The 18,862-nt window shown below is 48.3% G+C and carries 9 protein-coding genes; all 9 read left to right on the top strand.

Translation table 11 applies throughout. The annotated features are described in order from the left end of the window. Nucleotides 1-6: 6 nt before the first annotated feature. Complete coding sequence (locus tag AABK39_RS11765; protein WP_338391549.1) at nucleotides 7-3,225, top strand: SusC/RagA family TonB-linked outer membrane protein; 3,219 nt, start codon at nucleotides 7-9, stop codon at nucleotides 3,223-3,225. After that, nucleotides 3,226-4,689: a RagB/SusD family nutrient uptake outer membrane protein gene (locus tag AABK39_RS11760; protein WP_338391548.1), complete on the top strand. Its 1,464-nt coding sequence runs from the start codon at nucleotides 3,226-3,228 to the stop codon at nucleotides 4,687-4,689. Next, nucleotides 4,682-6,190 carry a fasciclin domain-containing protein gene (locus tag AABK39_RS11755; RefSeq protein WP_338391547.1) on the top strand — a complete coding sequence of 503 codons (1,509 nt, stop codon included), beginning with the start codon at nucleotides 4,682-4,684 and terminating at the stop codon, nucleotides 6,188-6,190. Before AABK39_RS11760 ends, AABK39_RS11755 begins: the two co-directional genes overlap by 8 nt. A 12-nt stretch (nucleotides 6,191-6,202) precedes the next feature. After that, nucleotides 6,203-7,696: a fasciclin domain-containing protein gene (locus AABK39_RS11750; protein ID WP_338391546.1), complete on the top strand. Its 1,494-nt coding sequence runs from the start codon at nucleotides 6,203-6,205 to the stop codon at nucleotides 7,694-7,696. Between the two features lie 44 nt (nucleotides 7,697-7,740). After that, on the top strand, nucleotides 7,741-10,863 hold the full coding sequence (locus AABK39_RS11745; RefSeq protein WP_338391545.1) for a SusC/RagA family TonB-linked outer membrane protein: 3,123 nt from the start codon (nucleotides 7,741-7,743) through the stop codon (nucleotides 10,861-10,863). A gap of 10 nt (nucleotides 10,864-10,873) precedes the next feature. After that, nucleotides 10,874-12,451 (top strand): RagB/SusD family nutrient uptake outer membrane protein, encoded by a 1,578-nt coding sequence (locus AABK39_RS11740; RefSeq protein WP_338391544.1) that lies wholly within the window; start codon nucleotides 10,874-10,876, stop codon nucleotides 12,449-12,451. A gap of 83 nt (nucleotides 12,452-12,534) precedes the next feature. Further along, a complete protein-coding gene (locus tag AABK39_RS11735) occupies nucleotides 12,535-14,043 on the top strand; it encodes a right-handed parallel beta-helix repeat-containing protein (RefSeq protein ID WP_338391543.1) in 1,509 nt (502 codons plus the stop codon). A gap of 56 nt (nucleotides 14,044-14,099) precedes the next feature. Further along, nucleotides 14,100-15,995: a discoidin domain-containing protein gene (locus AABK39_RS11730; protein WP_338391542.1), complete on the top strand. Its 1,896-nt coding sequence runs from the start codon at nucleotides 14,100-14,102 to the stop codon at nucleotides 15,993-15,995. 201 nt (nucleotides 15,996-16,196) lie between these two features. Beyond that, nucleotides 16,197-18,812: an NHL domain-containing protein gene (locus AABK39_RS11725; protein WP_338391541.1), complete on the top strand. Its 2,616-nt coding sequence runs from the start codon at nucleotides 16,197-16,199 to the stop codon at nucleotides 18,810-18,812. The last annotated feature ends 50 nt before the right edge of the window (nucleotides 18,813-18,862 follow it).

Genomic DNA, 18,862 nt, shown 5'->3' with positions numbered 1-18,862 from the left:
ATCAGCATGAAAAAAATAATTTTTATCTATATGCTTCTGTGCTCCGTCATGTCTTTTAGGGCCGTGGCCCAAAAAGGGATGCTTGTGCAGGGGCACGTGAAGGATGCTACCACCGGAGAGGCTCTTGTGGGCGTCACAATCGTGGAAGTAGACAAGGAAAACCGTTTTGTGCAAGGGGTGCCAACTGACCTTAACGGTTTCTATATGATCAAGCTTACGGAAGAGAATTCCAGATTGCGTTTCGCGTATATCGGTTATGACAAAATAACGGAAGTCGTAAACGGCCGGGCGGTGCTGAATGTAAATATGCAGGAAGCCAATACCCGATTGGAGACCGTGGAAGTCAGGGGAGACCGTTATACCAGCGACGGCCTGATCTCGCTCAAAGACAAAGCGACGGCCATCGCTCAAGTGAAGCTTGACGATTTGGACCAAATGGGAGTGGCCTCTGTCGACGAAATGCTTCAGGGCCAGATAAGTAACGTGGATATTACGGCGGTTTCAGGCGATCCTGGTGCGGGAATGCAGATTCGGATCCGTGGTACGGCAACTATCAACGGCGACAGGGAGCCTTTGATCGTTCTGGACGGTCTGCCTTACGACGTTCGGATCGATAATACCTTTGACTTTAACTCGGCCGATAGCCGTGATTATGGAGCGTTGTTGTCTATTTCGCCTGATGATATAGCGAGTATCGAAATCCTTAAAGACGCCGCTTCCGCTGCGATTTGGGGTTCGAAAGCCGCTAACGGCGTAATCCAGATTACTACTCGGCGGGGCAGAAAGATGAAGCCTCAATTGCGGTATAATTACAAAGGTTTCTTGTCTGTTCAGCCAGACGCTATCCCGATGCTCAGTGGCCCGGATTATGTGACTTATCAGAAAGAGGCCCGCTTCAATGTCAAAGGCAGTTTTGCGGACAGCGATATTCCGGAGCTGAATTACGATAAGGATTGGGAACTTTACCATAACTATTCCCAAGACACCGATTGGTTGGGAGCGATTACGCAGACGGCCCGAAGCGACGAACATAACGTTTCGCTGGCTGGCGGAGGCGAAAAAGCCCGTTACAGGGTCGGTATGGGATATTTTAACCAAGAAGGAACAACAAGGGAAACGCTTCTGCAAAGGCTTTCGTTCCGTGCAAACCTTGACTACAATGTTACGGACAGGCTAAAAATCAGTACGGATTTCTCCTATACCCGTTCTGATAACGACCGGACATACTATGGCGACGAGCGCTCGGTGGCTTATAAGAAAATGCCGAATCAGAGTATTTACGAAAGGGATTCGCTCAATAATCTGACGGGAAGGTACTTTCTGGATACCAGACCAAGCGCTTTCGAATCGAGAAGGACACCGTTGAATTCGGGAGGAATGTACAATCCGGTTGCGGTGATAGACAAAGCCCGACACAATTATTTGGAAAGTCGTTTCCGCTCTGTTTTCAGGATAAAATACAACGTGACCGACTATCTGTTGCTGATGAACGATATTTCGTTCGATTTGGTAAACGGAGCCACCAGCAAGTTTATGCCAGTGGAAGCTTCCAGCTCCGATTGGTCCACTTTGGCCACTAACGTTTCTTCCCAAGGTGCGAGCGAGTCGTTTAACGTTCAGTCGATTAGCCAAGCGATATTCACTCCGAATTTGGGTACGGACCACGAACTGACTGTAGTGGGACGTTGGGAAGCGGGAATGAGCAGTAGCACGCCGTTTTCCGTCACCGCCGGCGGTTTGCCGACTGGTGAATTCAATTCGCCCGGCGCGGGAGGTCTTGCGCCTGTTAGCCTTTCGGCTGGAAATTCGGAATCCAGAAGGGTTGCGGCCGTTGTTCGCGGGCACTATAAGTGGAAAGACCGCTATATCGTGGATTTGGGAACCCGCTTGGACGCCAGTTCAAATTTTGGCCCGAATACCACTTGGGGAGCGTTTCCATTTTCTAGCGCGGCATGGCGTATCTCCAACGAACCTTTCCTTGAGGATGTGATGTGGATGAACGAATTGAAAATCCGCGGAAGTTTCGGTGTGAACGGCCGGGCTCCGGGCGGTTTCAACCACTACAGCATTTACAAAGCGGGCGGAGCGTATGTGGACGCTTTGGGCGTTTATCCCAGCAACGCCAGATTGAACAATTTGAAATGGGAACGCATTACGCAGGCGAACTTAGGCTTTGAGGCCGCGCTTTTCGACAATCGCCTGAATTTGGAATTCGACGTTTATCAGAAAAAGTCAACCGACTTGCTTTGGACCTTGAATGTGCCAACGGCTTCAGGTTTTTCATCGATGACCCGAAACCAAGGGGAGATGAGCAACAAAGGGATTGAGTTCTCCTTTCGCGGAGTTCCGTACAAGACCAAAGATTGGAGGGTTGACGTGCAATTCAACATCGCCAAAAACCTAAACACTGTCGATGAGATTCCGGAAAACTTCAGTTTGAAAAGTGGCAATGTTCTCGACAACGGCAATTATGCGACAAGAGTGGTTACGGGCGACCCGATCGGCGGTTTTTACGGCTATAGGTACAAAGGCGTATATAAAAACACCGCCGACGCCATAGTGCGCGACGATACTGGCGAGATCGTGATCGATCAGAATACGGGTAAGCCGATGCGGATGCTGATGGGCGGATCGAACTACACTTTCCAAGGTGGCGACGCCATTTACGAAGATATCAACCACGACGGGGTAATCGATGAGGGCGATATTGTTTTCTTGGGGTCGAGTAACCCGGATTTTACGGGAGGTTTCGGTTTCCGGGTGTCGTACAAAGGACTGAGTTTGAGCTCCAATTTTCATTACAGGGTGGGGCAGGACATTGTCAATGATTCTCGTATGAGATCCGAAAATATGTACGGCAACGAAAACCAGAATACGGCCACTATGCGCCGTTGGCGTTATCCGGGCGACGACACCGATATTCCCCGGGCGGTGTATGATAAGGCCTTCAACTGGCTGGGTTCGGATCGTTTTGTGGAAGACGGATCGTATTTGCGCTGGAAAAACCTGTCGGTGAATTACAGGTTCGAGAAGAGCTGGCTTAAGCGATTCAACGTTACCGATCTTTCGGTCTTTTTTACGGCCTACAACCTGTACACTTTCACGGACTACACCGGGCAGGATCCCGAAGTTCCGTTGGGGGCTGATCCGTTCAGTTTCGGTATCGACCGTTCCACCACGCCGCCTAGCCGGACCTATACCATGGGCTTAACCGTAATTTTCTAGATGATGAAAAAAGGAATCATAAATATGTTGGCGGTGTTGCTGGCCTTGTCCGTTTCGTCATGCAACGACTGGCTGAAGCTGGAACCCCAGAACGATATTACCGTTGAGGATTTTTGGAAATCGAAAACGGATATCAGAACGGCGCTTAATTCGGGCTATATCCAGCTACGGTCCCAAGTGAACACACTCTTTCTTTGGGGCGATATACGTTCCGATTTCGTAGTTCAAGGTCCAAGTGATGAGGATTTTAGTACTCCTTACTATAGGATTCTTAATTTGGAGATTTTGGATAATAACGAAGTCTTGAAATGGGGCGGGATTTATAAGGTTGTCAATTATGCCAACACCGTAATCAAATACGCTCCCGATGTGCGAAAAACCGATTTGTCGCTGACGAAAAAAGAGCTGAACGCTTTTTTGGCCGAAGCTTATTTCCAGCGGGCGCTTTCTTACTTCTACCTTGTGAGAACGTTTAAGGAAGTTCCGCTTTATTTGGAGCCGACAGACACGGACGACGTCGATATTTTCTTGGAAAAAAGCGACGAAGAGACCGTTTTGGCCCAAATCAGGCAGGATCTTGAGTGGGCTGAACGTTATGCTCCAAGAGGCTTCGATACCGGTCTGGAATACAATAAGGGATTCGCCACCAAGGCGGCGGTTCAGGCCCTTTTGGCCGACGTTTACCTTTGGAGCGAGATGTACGCCGAATGCAAGGTGATGTGCGATAAGATCATCAACCGATCGACTTTCGCCCTAATGGAACGAGACCAATGGAGCCGAATTTTTGAGGAAGGAAATACGCACGAAAGTATTTTCGAAATACAGTTTGACAAAGGCAAAAACCAGCAACACAATCTTTACAAGCTTTTCGGAGGGTCGAACGGATCTAATTTTTTCGATCCGTCATTTTTGGTCAGCCCTCAGGTAGAGGATTTGTATGACGCGAATGACATCCGGGGAGATTTGACAATCATCGATAACTCCGCCCAGGGTTCCGGCCTGTGGGTCGGTAAGTTCTATGGTGGCGGAAAGTTTTCCGACCGCGACGCGAACTGGATTGTGTACCGCTATGCGGATATTCTGTTGATGAAGGCCGAGGCTCTGGTACACATGGGCGACTTTTTCGCCGCCCAAAAAGAGCTTAACAAAGTCAGAAAGCGTGCTGGTCTGGGGCCGAAAATTTTGGCCGGAGACCGCAACGATGCCGAAGACGCGATTCTGGAAGAGCGAGGACTTGAATTCGCCTTTGAGGGCAAGCGTTGGTTCGACCTGTTGCGGGTAGGGAAAAGGAACAACTTTGAGCGGAAAAGCAAACTGATCAGTGTGCTTACGGCCAGGGTGGAACCTACCGAAATACCGAAATGGCAGAGTTTGCTTTCGGACCCAATGAGCCTTTACCTGCCAATCCATATCGATGAGCTGAGAAGCAACCTGAACCTAAAACAGAATCCATACTATGAATAAGATATTCCGACAAGGCGTACGCTTGGTTTTGGGCGTTATGCTGTGCTTGCCGTTTGTCCTGTTCTCTTGCGACGATCCGGTCGATACGGACACATACGACGACAGCAGGTTGCTGACCGTAATCCAATATTTGCGAAATTCTCCGGACGGCGAGTACGACGAGTGGTTGAAACTACTCAAAGCCTCGAAATACTACGGAATGCTGGGCGCAAGGGGAAATTATACCTTCTTGGCCTGCAAAAACGAGGGAATGAAAGCCTTTTATGAGGCGAAAGGGGTTAGTGGAATCGAAGGGCTGGAAGCCGACTATATCGATTTGTTGGTGAAGACCCATACGGTAATGACAGGCTTCCAGAGCTTTAGCTTTAACCAAGGGCCGATGTCAGATTCCACCATGAACGGAAACTACCTGACCGTGATGTTCGGCCAAGACGGCCTGAACGGTCTTTCGGTCAACCAGAATTCCAAGATAGTGGAGCGTGACGTGGAATGCTCGAACGGCTACCTCCACACGCTTGACCGTCCGGTCGAGCCGATCGGAAACGGGGTTTACAAAACCTTGAAAGCCCTTGGGAAATATAACATTCTGGCCGAAGCCATTGAGAAAGCCGGTTTGGTCGACACGCTCGAACTTCGTGCAAACAGCGAAGATCGTTTGGTGCAGTACACCGTTTTCGCTGAGACGGACGATGTTTTCGAATCGCAAGGGATAAACAACTTCGACGATTTGGTGACGCACCTGAATTCCGGCTCCGATTTTACGGCTAGAGACAATAAACTGCACCGCTTCGTCAGGCACCATATCATTACGGGCAAAACTTACTCGAACCGTTTCCGCTCCGACATTTACCTGACGATCGGCAAATCGATGGTGAAGTTCGTGAAGGACGAAAACAAAGCCTATTACCTTAATCCGAAGTACGACGACTTTGGGGTGTTGGTGGATGAAGGCTCAAACAGGTTGGATTTGTTCAACCTCGATTTTCAGTCGAAAAACGCTGTGATCCATACCATGAAGCAGATCCTTTATGAGGAAGAGCTCAAACCGATTACCGTTTTTGACGATTTCGCGGACGTGCCCGAACTTATAGGGAAACGTTGGAACAACGATTACAACGAGACGCCGTTTTTCGCCAAAGATATCGCCCGCTGGAGGGCCGAAGGCTACGACCAGTTTACCTATCGCTACTATAACTGGATGAATGCCTACGGCAAAGACAACCTGCAGTGCTATTCCGCCTTTTCTGGCTGGTTCGAATTCGAAACCAAAGCGATCCTGAAAGGAAAATACGAGGTTTCCGTATCGTTTGGCACAGGTTGCGAGGGCGTTTTTGAGATCTCCGTAGATGGCGAGAAGAGCGAAAACACTTTGTTCAGAGGGCCGAGAAGCTTTGTGATCGGAGACTACGAATTCAAGGAAAGCGGAACCCACGTCATCCGTTTCGATTCCTTCGCTGGTGGCCGTCTCTACCTTGACCGCCTGATGTTCAAACCCATTTAATCCGCGGAAAACATGAAGACAGATTTTCAGAGAATATTAGGGCTGGTGCTGGCCGTGGCGCTAATGGCGTACTCTTGCGACGACAAGGACGAATATATTGACGGCGGAAAAAGCGATCAGGTAAAGGCCATGACCGTAGGCGAATATTTGGCCTCCGTGCCCGAATACGCCTATTTTTCGGATTTGCTGAAGAAGCATTCCTATACCGACAGCGTTTCGGGTTCCAGACCGGTTACGGTTTTTCTCCCTTCCAAAGAAGCCATCCAGTCGTTGGCTGTTTCGGAGGATTCGATGAAGAGCATTTTGTCCTACCATATCGGTAACACTTTGCTCTATCCGCACCTTTTGAGCGATGACAAAGACCAATATTTGAAAACGCTCTATTCGGGAAAAAACGTTTGGGTAAGCAAGCAAGCCGGCGGTGGCCTGTCCTTGGACCGCTCCGTGGCTTCGTCCGGAAAGCCGGTACTCTGTTCCAACGGAATTGTGCATACGATTGACGGAATGCTCGAGCCCCAGAAAAACTTGTTCGAGAGCATCCAGAGCAAATCAGATCTTTTCTCCGAATACAAAAAAGTGGTGCTGAAAGACACCTTGCTTTTCGATTTGGAAAACAGTTTTCCGGTAGGTGTGGACCAATTTGGCCGACAGGTTTACGATTCCGCTTTTGTGCTCGGTTATATCTTTTTGGGCCAATTGGGAAATATCAGCGACGAAGATCAGCGCTATTCCAGCGTCTTGCTTTCCGACGCCGCCCTGCAAGCCACTTATGACCGAATGGTGGAGCGGTATTACAGTTCGGAAGAAAACCTGCCCGACTATTTTTCGGAAGAGGATTTTCAGGAAGAGCTTCGCACGCAAATCCTTCTCGCGAGCGTGATCAAGGAACCTACCGAGGAAAAAACTTTGGGAGACACTTTGGAAACTACAAACGGGAAGAAAATCTTGGTAACCCAAGAATGGCTCGATTATACGCCTGAGCGCAGAAGCAACGGGCTTCTTTACGAAGTGCCGAAGGTGGATTTGCTGATGTCTAATTGGATGGGACGACCGATCGAATTTGACGCGGGCTTGGGCGTAAACCTTACCAAAGGCCTCATCGGCGTGCCGAATTCTGGCGAAGAGGTGACCAGCGATCCGGTCAGTAACGAGGCTATCAACGAGCTTGCGCTTCACTTCTCCTCCTCCCAGCCGTTTTGGGTCGAATACAGCGTTCCGGAATTGATGGGCGGACTTTACGAATTGCGCCTGAGCGGCCTTAAGGTCAAAAGTACACAAGCCAAAGTTTTTGTGGACGGCAACGAGATCGATCCGAGATACACGCCGTCGGGCAACTGGAATTTTGACCGGTTCGAAGGTTTGGGCTTCGGCGCCTTCGGCGAAAAGGTTGTGCGCTTTGAAGTGACGGAATCTACGATGAAGGACAATCCGGACAATCCCGAAGAGCTTGTGGAAGTGTACGAGTTCGCCGTAAACAAGCTGACTTTTGTGCCAGTGGCGGAGTAAGCTTCGGGCTTACGATTATTAGTTCCATAATAACCGTTTTAGGAATGAAACATATTTCCATAAATATATTTTTGATGACCGTGCTGGCCTTGTTTAATCTGGCGCATGCCCAAGACAAGGTAACGGGAACGGTCAAGGACGCCAACGGCGACGCCACTCTGGAAGGGGTGGTCGTGAACCTGATTGGCAGTCAGGGCGTATCGACGTTTACGGACCGGAACGGCTTCTACGAGTTGCCGATTTCTTCGAAAAACGAAGTGGCCTTGGAATTCGCCTTCGCGGATTATCAGACAAAAAGGGTATACATTCACGGGCGGTCCACCGTCAACGTTTCGATGATCGGCGAGACGGCGAGTAACCGTGAGGCTTTTGTTAAAACCCCTTTTGGCGAGAAGCTAAGACGCGATATCAGTGGCTCTTCCGTGACATTGACTAAAGAGCAGATCCAGCGCCGTGGATATCAGACCATCGAAAGCGCTTTGCAGGGCATGGTGCCCGGGCTCTTGGTCACCAGCCGTTCGGGCGTTTCGGCCGGGGGCGGTACGATGTCCGTTCGAGGCGCTTCGGCTATCACTACCAATTCGCAACCGCTGGTTGTGGTTGACGGCGTGATTTACGAGACCCGTTTCGGCGATCAGACGGCCATCGAAGGTTACAGCTATAATCCGTTGGTAAGTATCAGCGTCCGTGACATCGAGCAAGTGACGGTGGTAAAAGACGGAACGGCGTCTTTGTACGGATCGTTAGGCGGTAACGGAGTGATTTACATCTACACTTCCGAAAGCAATGTGAAGAAAACCAAGGTGGATTTCAGCGCCAGTTTCGGGGTTTCTATGGCTCCGGAAAGAGAAAGGGTGCTGGACGCTTCGAGTTTTCAGTCTTACGCTCTCGAACAGACAATCAGCAGGGGTTTTTCTTACGACAAAATCGAGGAAGTCTATCCGTTTTTGGTCAATAGGGCCGAAGGGGTCGAGAAATACCGTTACGGACAGGATACCGATTGGCAGGACGAAGTTTTCCAGACGGGAATGTTGAGTCGTTATTCTGCGAATATTCAGGGTGGAGACGAAATCACTACTTACAATTTCTCCGTCGGCTACGCCAATAATGAGGATGTGGTGAAAAATACGGACTTCGAGTCTTTCGATATTTTGATGAATGCCAGAATGCGGTTGTTGAGCAATCTTACGGTTCGTCCTACTGTGGCTTTGACCAAAATCAATTCGAATCTCAGGCCACAAGGTCCAAACGAAACCATTAGCCCGACTTCCGCAGCCTTGTTCAAATCGCCTTTGATGGGAGTGAACCAGCGAAGCGAAAAAGGTGTGGCTTTGCCATTTTTTGACGAGTACGGCGCTTTTGGAATGAGTAATCCGGCGGCTTTGGTAGAAAGTGGCGAAGGTGTTCACGAGAATTTCCGCCTGCGGGCCGGAGTTCAGTCCGATTTGGAAATCACCGGCGCTCTCGGGGCCTCGGTGGTCTTGATGACGGATTTGATGAATACCAAAGAGTCGTCGTTTGTGCCGAGCGTGGGCGGTGTTCCGCAGTTGGGCGGAGGAGCCAGAAGCCTGATGCAAAACGCCCAGAAGAGCTTTTTTTCAATCCTTTCCGATGCCAATCTGCATTATAAAGATCTCTTCTCTGAGAAACATAGGATTACGGCGACGGCGGGCGTAAGGGTAAAGATTTCCGATCTCAAAGACGAACTGGCGACTGATGTAAATTCGGCTTCCGACAAATTCACGGTTGTGGGCAGGGGAGACGGATCTTACAGAAAGCTGGCTCCGGTGAACGGAAAATGGAATATGCTGTCCCTTTACGGAAACGCCGGTTACGCTTATCTGGACAAATACTATCTCGATTTCGGCTTGTCGGTGGACGGAAGTTCGAAGTTTTCTACGGAAAACCGTTACGCTTATTTCCCTTCCGTTTCCGGTGCTTGGAGGGTTTCTTCCGAATCCTTTATGCGAGGGTTGACCTTTGTCGATGACTTTAAAATCAGGGCCAGTTATGGTTATACCGGCAATGAGGATATCGGATATTATTCTTCAAGGTTCTACTATGTCGGATTGCCTTATTTCAATATTTCAGGATTGGAGAGAGGCGGAATTCCAAGTACGGATTTGAAATGGGAAGTAAGCAAACAGCTCAATGTAGGGTTGGACTTGGCTTTGTTCGACAATCGAGTGAAAGCCACTGTCGATGTTTACCAAACCCGGACAAACGACCTGCTTACGGTCGAGCGATTGGACAAGTATTATGGAACGGATTTATTGCTGAGCAATGCAGGTTCTGTCGAAAACAAAGGCGTGGAGGTTGGCCTGAACGTGGAGGTCCTTCGGACAAAAGATATGTATTTGGACCTGGGAGCGACATTGGCGACCAATCGCAACGAAGTGGTGGAACTCGGTAAAAACGCCATTTACGATAATAGGAACGGATCGCATTTGATTACCGAAATCCAGGGCGGAGAGATTATCACCCAAGTGGGAGAGTCGGTAAACGGATTTTTTGGATATAAATCCAACGGTGTGATCAAAACCACGCAGGAAGCCGAAGCGCTCGGGTTGAGAGACCGCTACGGAAACGCTTTTGGACCGGGGGATATCGCTTTCGCCGATTTGAACAATGACAAGATTATTGACGAAAGCGACCGAATGCGACTCGGCAGTAGCATGCCTGATTTATTCGGGTCTTTCTCGGCGAATTTCCGCTACAAGAAACTCACCGTCGGTCTGTTGGTCGATTACGTGTACGGAAACGAGGTGTTTAACCAACAGCGCCAAGGCTTGGAGTCGATGACGAATTACTACAACCAGAGCGAGTCCGTTAATCGTCGTTGGCGGAGCGAGGGGCAGGAAACAGACATTCCGAAGGCCACTTACGGAGACCCGATGGGCAACGGCCGTTTTTCTGACCGCTGGATCGAGGACGGTTCTTTTATCCGCCTGAAAAACGTTACGGTTTCATACGATTTCGACGTGCGCAACAAAGTGTTCAGAAACCTGAGCGCTTATGTCACGGCCAACAACTTGGTGACATTCTCGGATTATCTCGGCGCTTCGCCGGATGTTTCTTACGGCAATATGCTGATGATGCGGGGTGTCGACTACGGGCAATATCCGCCGTTGAGGTCATTTTTGGTTGGGGTTAAGTTGGGAATCTAAATTCATGACGATGAAAACCATAGACAAAAATATAAGAATAGGCATAAGGGCGTTAATGGTGGCGCTTTGCGCTTCGCTGTTTTCATGTTCGGATTTTTTCGATCCTTCGCAGGATTTGGTTCAGGAAAAAGAAGACCACTATAATTCGCTTGACAAAGTTCGTCGGGCCACGATCGGCGCTTATGCCAAATTACAGGATTTGGTGGAGTCGTTGGTGGTGATGGGCGACTTGCGCTCCGAGCTGATGACGGTCACCTACAATTACGACGCCCATCTTGAGGAAATCGATTTGCACAAAATTTCGGATGACAATCCTTATGCGGATCCCCGTCCGTTTTATGATGTTATTCTGAATTGTAACGACCTGCTTACCAATATCGAGCGTTCGTATGCCGATCCGCAGATGACGGAGAATAAACAGCAGGCCTTTAAGGCGGAGATCAGGACGCTTCGGGCTTGGGTTTATTTCCAAATGATCCAGCGTTACAAAACGGTTCCAGTGCTTAAAGAAGCCGTTGACGGACATTTTCCCGATTATCAGCCCAGAGAATACAATATGGTGGATATGGTCAATTGGCTGATCAAAGAAACCGAATGGGCTATGGAACAGCCGTTTTTGGACTGGAAATTATTCGATAAGGACGGCAAGGAAGTGAGCCAGCCATGGCGTTTGACTCGCATCAACAGGCGGGCGCTTTTGGGAGAGCTTTACCTTTCGTCGGGCAATTATCAGAAAGCGGCGGACTTGTTTTACGACTGCATCATAGTAGACGGTGGCGGAGCCGACGAGCTGAGGCTTAAATGTTCGGAACCTACCGGCCGGAGTAAATGGAAAGACTTGTGGAAAGCCGTGACTTTGGACGATCACGCTTCTTCATTGGGGCACCTTACCGCCGTTCCGTTCGATAAGTCAAAACACCAGACCAACAATTTGTTGTCTCTGTTTTCCAATGCTACGGTTAATAAATACCTGTTAAAACCTACCGCCCGATCGGTTGCGAATTGGGAAGGTCAGGAGCTGAAAGGAACCACTTTTTTGAATAGGGATATTTATAGAGGTTTCGGGGCTTCCTACTCTGTTTTCAATCAGGATACGATAGTGATGAAATATCTGACGGGAAAATCCACTTACAGGGACGACGCCGTGTATCCGATTTACCGCGCCGCCGATCTTCATTTATTATACGCAGAAGCGATAAACCGTGCGGGCAAGCCGGAAGTCGCTTTGGAAGTGATAAACGAGAGCTTGGAAGGTTCTCCGGAAACGGCCGGTATCCGAGGACGGGTTTCCCTTCAGCCATTGGACCTTCTGGATTTGAGGGACAAGTATCCGCACCTGAGCAGTGATATTGAGATTGTGGAAATGGCGCTGCTCGAAGAGCGGGCTTTGGAATTCGCTTTTGAAGGCCGTCGTTGGAACGATTTGGTCCGCTTCGCCACAAGGGCCGGCAAGCCGGAATGGTTGGCCGAAACTGTGGCCCAGAAGTACAAAGGTATTGACGACAAAAAGGCGGACGAGCTGAGAAGTAAGCTGATGACTCCGTCAAACTGGAAATTGGAAATCCAAACTGAAAACTCTGATAACTAAAAAGGATAAACCCGCCGGAGGCTTTCGCATTCTGGCGGGCAATATCCCGATATCGGTTTTTTGGACTAAAAAATTCTCGAACAATGAAAAGATATATATACAGCCTGTTTGTATGTCTCGTCTTTGCCTCTGCCTGCAAAGACGATTCGGCCGACGAGCTTCCGGAAGAGGAATTTTTGGAAGTGGCTACCGAAATAGCTGAAGGCGTAACGGATAGCAAAGCCGTTTTCAAAGGAAAAGTTATAGCCAAAGGAAAATCCGACGTGCAGGAAGTCGGCTTCTCATATTGGGTACAGGGAAATTTGGGAACGAGAAAAAGCGTGGTCGCGACGTATAATGAGTCGAATCAGACATTTACGGCCGAAGTGACCAAGCTGAGTTCCTATACCGACTACGCTTATATAGCCTATGCGGAAGATAAGGAAACGAAAGAGGAAGGCGATATCCTGAACGTGAAAACGGAGGTGGCGGACGGAGTTGTGTTGCCGCAAGTAAAAGCCACTGGTTTGGACTATCTGTCATACAGCAAAGCCACGCTGGGCGGACAGCTAATAACTGACGGCAACAGCGAGCAAACGACGACATTCTTTTACCTGTGGGAAAAAGGGACGGTAAACAAAGAAAAATCTCTGGAAGCCGAATTTGAGGAAGGGTCGGACAAAGGGATAGCTCCCGTAAAAGACCTGAAGCCGGGCACCGAATACGCTTACACAATGGTAAGCATAAACGAGCTGGGCACGGCGGTAAGCGACACAGTGTTTTTCTTAACGAACGCCATGGTCTACGTAGACCTCGAAGCTACTGGTGATGGTGACGGCTCTTCGTGGGAAAACGCTTTTACAAGTATAAAAGAGGCGGTAGAGTCAGTGCCCTCCGGAGTTCAGCTGTGGATAGCCGAAGGCCTTTATACGGAAAAAGGCATTCCGTTGCGCAAAGGCTATGATTGGTACGGCGGGTTTACCGGTACCGAAACGGCATTGGAGCAACGTGACTGGATGGAAAACAAAACGATAGTGGGAAGATCGAAAGAGGACTACGAGGCAGATCCCAATTCCAATAACTACCAGATCATATCCAGCCAATTCAAAAACAAGCATGACCGTGCGATCTTGGATGGTATCACTTTCCAATATGCGCATGGCGGACACGGAGGCGTATTCAACTGCCAGATCGGAAGCCCGCAAGTAAGCAATTGCACTTTTGAAAACAACAGGGCAAGTGCTTCAGGAGGAGCCATGTATGTCAGGAACTCGGCAAGCGCTAGGTTCTTTAACTGCGTTTTTAAGAACAATTTTGCGATACATGAAGGAGGAGCTGTTCGAACTTGGACCACACTTGAAAATGTGATTTTTGACGAATGTGTATTTATTGGCAATGAGTCTGACCGGAATAAAGGGGGAGCGCTCTTTCTAAAGCAACATGTATCAATAAGAAATTGCGTAATCAGAGAAAATACAGCGCAAGCAGGAAGGGGAGCTGGAATTTATGTTGAATCCGGAGCATGCCCGACATTCATCGGAAATAACGTGATTGAGGGTAACTTGGTTGGCGGTGATATCGCAGGGCCGGGCTCAAACGGGTGCCAACCTTAAATTACTTGTTCCAAATGATTTGAAGTAATGAACTTTTACAACGAAGAATCATTCAGATGAAAAATATATATAAGTTTTTAATATTGATAACCGGAACTTTGGGTTTTCTCTCCGCCTGTAGCGAGGATGAGGCGAACCTAAACGTTCCTGGAGATGACAATTTTGGCCTGCCTACATTACATGTGATCAACGATTTGTCGCAGTATTGGAACCGTGACCTGTTTGGTCCGAAAAACGGTTTTGTGGCTTTTCTGGATACGGCGAACGAGCAGTACCAAACGATTTCCTTTCCCGCGATCAGGAATGTGAACAGTCTAGGCAAAAACGTATGGAACGTTTTTCTGAATACCGAGCAGAATGTGCCTTACAGCGCATCCGATATCGCAAACTTACAAGAGTTTGCCGAGACGGGAAGCGTGTGTTTTTTCGCCATGAACAACGGGGCCAAACTGGATAATCCAAATGGATTGACAGAGCCGTTTGGTTTTACGTTCGAAGCCGGGCCTGTAGGTGAGCTGGGAGGTTCCATAAAAGTGGCTAACGGCGGGAGCTTTCTGAAACTGAACCAACCGGAAGAGTGGGAGGTTCTTGCCTCTTCGTCAAACAAACCCGTTGTTGCGGTAAAAACCGTCGGAGGCAAATTGGTGTTGGCCTCCGGAGTAGATCTGTTTTCTGGAGAAATGCCCGAGAATATCCAGCTATACAAATCCCAAATGAAGAAGATCGCTGAAGGGTCACCGACATTCCTGTCCGCTACGCCGATTAACAAACAAGACACTCCAGCGAGCTTGTCCACGGATGAATTAAATATCCGGGCAAATACTTATGTGAGTGATTTGGTCCCGGGCGTAAAGGATAAGCTGGACAAGATCCTTCCGGAAATTGCCGAAATCACGCAAATAGATAAAGGTGAGGGAGCTTTGAGTATTCGCCTGATACCGAGTGAAAAAGGAGCGCAGATTAATTCCGACGAAATCGTGATAGGGATTAATCCCGAAACTATAGCCTCGGATGAGGCAGGGCTTCTGGTTCAGCTTGGTTTCGGAGCCTACGCATGGTCATACGGTTATCAGGAAAATCCGCTCAGTCTGGAAGCTTTGGCATTGTTCACATCCGTAAAGGCGGTGGAGGGCTTGGGGTACTCGGGGCTTAGTGAGCGTTTTCTCGATCCGATTATCAGCCAGGCCAAAGCCCACCCGGATTTTCAGGCTTATGACCCCATGACAATGTCGGCGGAAGAGCTGGGTGCTTACCCAAGCTATTTGGGTAAGGGAAAAATGTTGGGCATCCTTGCCGAGATGGAAAGTAAGTACGGAGCCGATTTGGTGGGGAAATATCATGAAAAGCTCAAAAACGATATTCCTTCCATGTTCTTGGCAAACCCGAATAACCTGGCTTGGGTGTGGGGAGACGTTGCCGAAGATAAGGACGGGGTTCTTGCTTTGTTTGAAAACACCGGTTACGCCGTAAACCCTGACCTTATAACTGTTCCGGGAAGTTACGCCGAAGCGATGTTGGACGGAAGCGGCTTTGGGATCAGCGTTCCGTCGACTCAGCAAGGTAAACCTTCGAACATATTTGACGGGGTAACTAGTTCGTTGTGGCATTCCAGTTGGTCAAACCCTAACCCGTATCCACACCACATTGATGTGGATATGCAAGCGTCTCACGAGGTGGCTTACTTTAGGTATTTGCCAAGGCATAACAATTCCGACCATATTGCCGAAGCCCGTTTTTTTGTTAGCGAAGACGGAAAAGACTGGGGAGATCCTGTCGCTTATTTTGAGTGGAGAAAGCCTTCAAACAAAAATTGGAAGACTATTTATTGCGAGAAATTCAAAAAGGGACGTTTTGTAAGGCTTGCGATTTATGAGTTCAGAAGAAGTAACAAACCTCGAAATTTCTCTAATATAAATGAACTGGAAATACATGTTAAGCAAGCTTCGGAATAAAGATATAGGCAATTAGGTTCACGCTGTTTTGGCGTAAAACCCCGGAGAAATCCGGGGTTTCTTTTTGTGGTGGAATACCAAAGATTTAAAGTTGAAAAAATCAATTTTATGTGAGATAAAGGAAACATATGTGTAATCGGTCGAGTTCCTCATTTGATGTTAAAAAGACATGAATGGTTACAAATATAAGTCAGCTTGACCATGAGAAAAATTAGAATTTTAACCTTGATAGTCGCTTTGGGGCTATTTGCTCTGGGTGTTAAGGCTCAGAGAATCACGACCTTCGCTGGTGACGGGATAGACGGCTTTGCGGGTGACGGAGACAAGGCGAATAAGGCTCGCCTAAACTATCCCTTGGGCGTTGAACTTAGCCCGGACAAGACTCTCCTGTATATTTTTGACACTTTCGGCCACCGTATCCGGAAGGTGAATTTGCAGGACAGCATTATCACCACTATCGCAGGTATTGGCATTTCGGGCGAAACTGGCGATGGTGGTCTTGCGACTGAAGCGGAGATAAACACGCCGATTAGGGGTGCTTTTGACAATGCTGGTAATTTGTATTTCGCCGAATTTTGGGGAAATAAAATAAGGAAGATATCTGTAGACGGCACAATCACGACTATCGCCGGAACTGGAGCGCACTCAAGTGGGCCTGATGGTGGTTTAGCGATTGAAACAGCGCTCTTTCGCCCAGCGGATGTTGCGGTAGATGCGCAGGGTAATATCTATGTTGCGGAGCAGGACGCAAATAAAGTAAGAATCATTTTTCCGAATGGAGTAATCTCCACATATGCGGGAGACGGTACGGCGGCTTCAACGGGTGATAACGGTCCAGTGTCGCAAGCCAAGGTGAATAAGCCGTCCGCTGTAGAGTTCGGCCCGGACGGCAACCTCTATATAGTAGAGCAAGGAGGCCAAAGAATTCGTAAAGTCGTTGGAGGTATAATCTCGACAGTCGCCGGTATCGGAAGTCGCGGTTATAGCGGTGATGGTGGTTCGGCCAGAAATGCTGAGATGAACGAGCCAAGCAGTATTTCTTTCGATCAGACTGGAGCGTTCTATTTCTCTGACAATGAAAATTATGTGGTACGAAAAGTTGATGTCACTGGAAACATATCTACAGTTGCTGGTAATGGGAATTTTGGTTATAGCGGTGATGGCGGCCGTTCCGGAAAAGCGAGTTTAGGTAGGCCTTTTGGTTTGGCGGTATTGCCTACCGGAGACTTTTTTATTGCTGACGGTGAGAATTTGAGAGTCAGAAAAGTGGCTTATGAAGGCCGAGCTGTTCCGAAAACTGACTTTCCGAATCAAACGGTATCTTTCGGTATCCCCGACTTCCAATTGCAAGCGATCACAAACTCTCCAGGAAACTTAAGTTTCTCGCTTTTGAACGGTGCTGGAATTGTGGAGCTCTCAGGAACAAATAACGGAACCCTAAAAGTATTGAATACAGGCGAAGCGGTAATTCGCGCCTCCATAGCCGGTACGGATTCTTGGTGGGATGATGAGATCGATATGAAATTGACTGTTGAGAAAGGGGTTCCTGTGATTACAATCAATGACGCGGAAAGAACCTTCGGTGACCAGCCGTTTGTTTTGGATGGAGAAACAAGTATTCCGGCGGAATTGGAATATGAATTAATCGAAGGGGAAGGCATTGTGGAATTGTTAGGAGCCTACCAAGAAGTTGTGTCCATAAAAGGAGCTGGCACCGCAAGGATTTTGGTGACTTCAGTAGAGGACAATAACGTAGAATCTTCATCAAAAGAAATTACGATCGTTATTAATAAAGCGGAACCGACCTTGAATTTTAGCGATCTTGTCAGAACGTACGGAGACTCACCTTTTAAACTGCTGGCTGAGGCGAGTTTCGAAACACCTGTTTCTTTTGAGGTTGTCGAAGGACAAAGTGTAGTAGAGTTGATGGGAAACAGTATGGATTCCTTGAATATTCTTAATGCGGGAACCGCGAAGATTCGGGCTTTTGTAACAGGAACGGATGACATATTGCCAATTGAGAAAGAGGTATCCCTAACCATTTTGAAAGCCCAGCCCGAAGTGCATATGGGCAGGGTGACAAAAGTATACGGAAATATTCCTGTACATCTAGAGGCGTTCTCTGACTCTGACGGTTCAATCTCGTTTGAAGTAATAGAAGGAGGGGACGTGTTCGCCCTTAGTGGAAGCAACAACAGTTTCTTGGGGTCTCTCAAGTCAGGTACAGGAAAACTGCGGGCATATACTACGGAAACTTCAAATTACTTGCCTGCGGATTTAATTGTTCAAGTGACTGTTACACGTGCTGAGCCTGAGTTGTATAACGTGGAAGATATTCAAATGTCCACTTTGGAAGGGCCTCACAAAACGTTCATAGTTTCTGATTCCGACGGCAAAGTGGCCTTTGATGTTATCTCAGGGGGCGACATTATTAAAATGAATGGTGACACGGTAGTCACGTTAGGCCAAGGAGGAGTGGCGCGTGTTAGGGCAAGTGTACCGAAGACTGATAAGTATAATGCGCTGGCAGAAGAATTTGAGGTAGACGTTACGGTGTTGTTGGGAGGGATCCAAACCGCAAACCATGACAATGAAGTACGTGTGTTTCCTGTTCCTTCCGATGGTTTAGTGAATGTTGGTGTGGATGATCCTCAAAAACTAGACTTTATCAAGATCAACGCTTTGACAGGTCAGGAAGTGGTGTATATGGAATCCGGAGCGCAGGATAAATACCAGTTCGACTTGGAAAGAGGAGTCTATGTGCTGGTTATCAAGTATGATGATAAGCTGGTTAAGAAAACTGTATTAGTGAAATAAAGTCTACCCAATAAATCTGCGACCCTAGTTGTCCTCAAATATGAGGAGAG

The sequence above is a fragment of the Fulvitalea axinellae genome (assembly GCF_036492835.1).
Classification (GTDB): Bacteria; Bacteroidota; Bacteroidia; order Cytophagales; family Cyclobacteriaceae; genus Fulvitalea; species Fulvitalea axinellae.
This window is presented reverse-complemented; position numbering and strand designations above follow the sequence as displayed.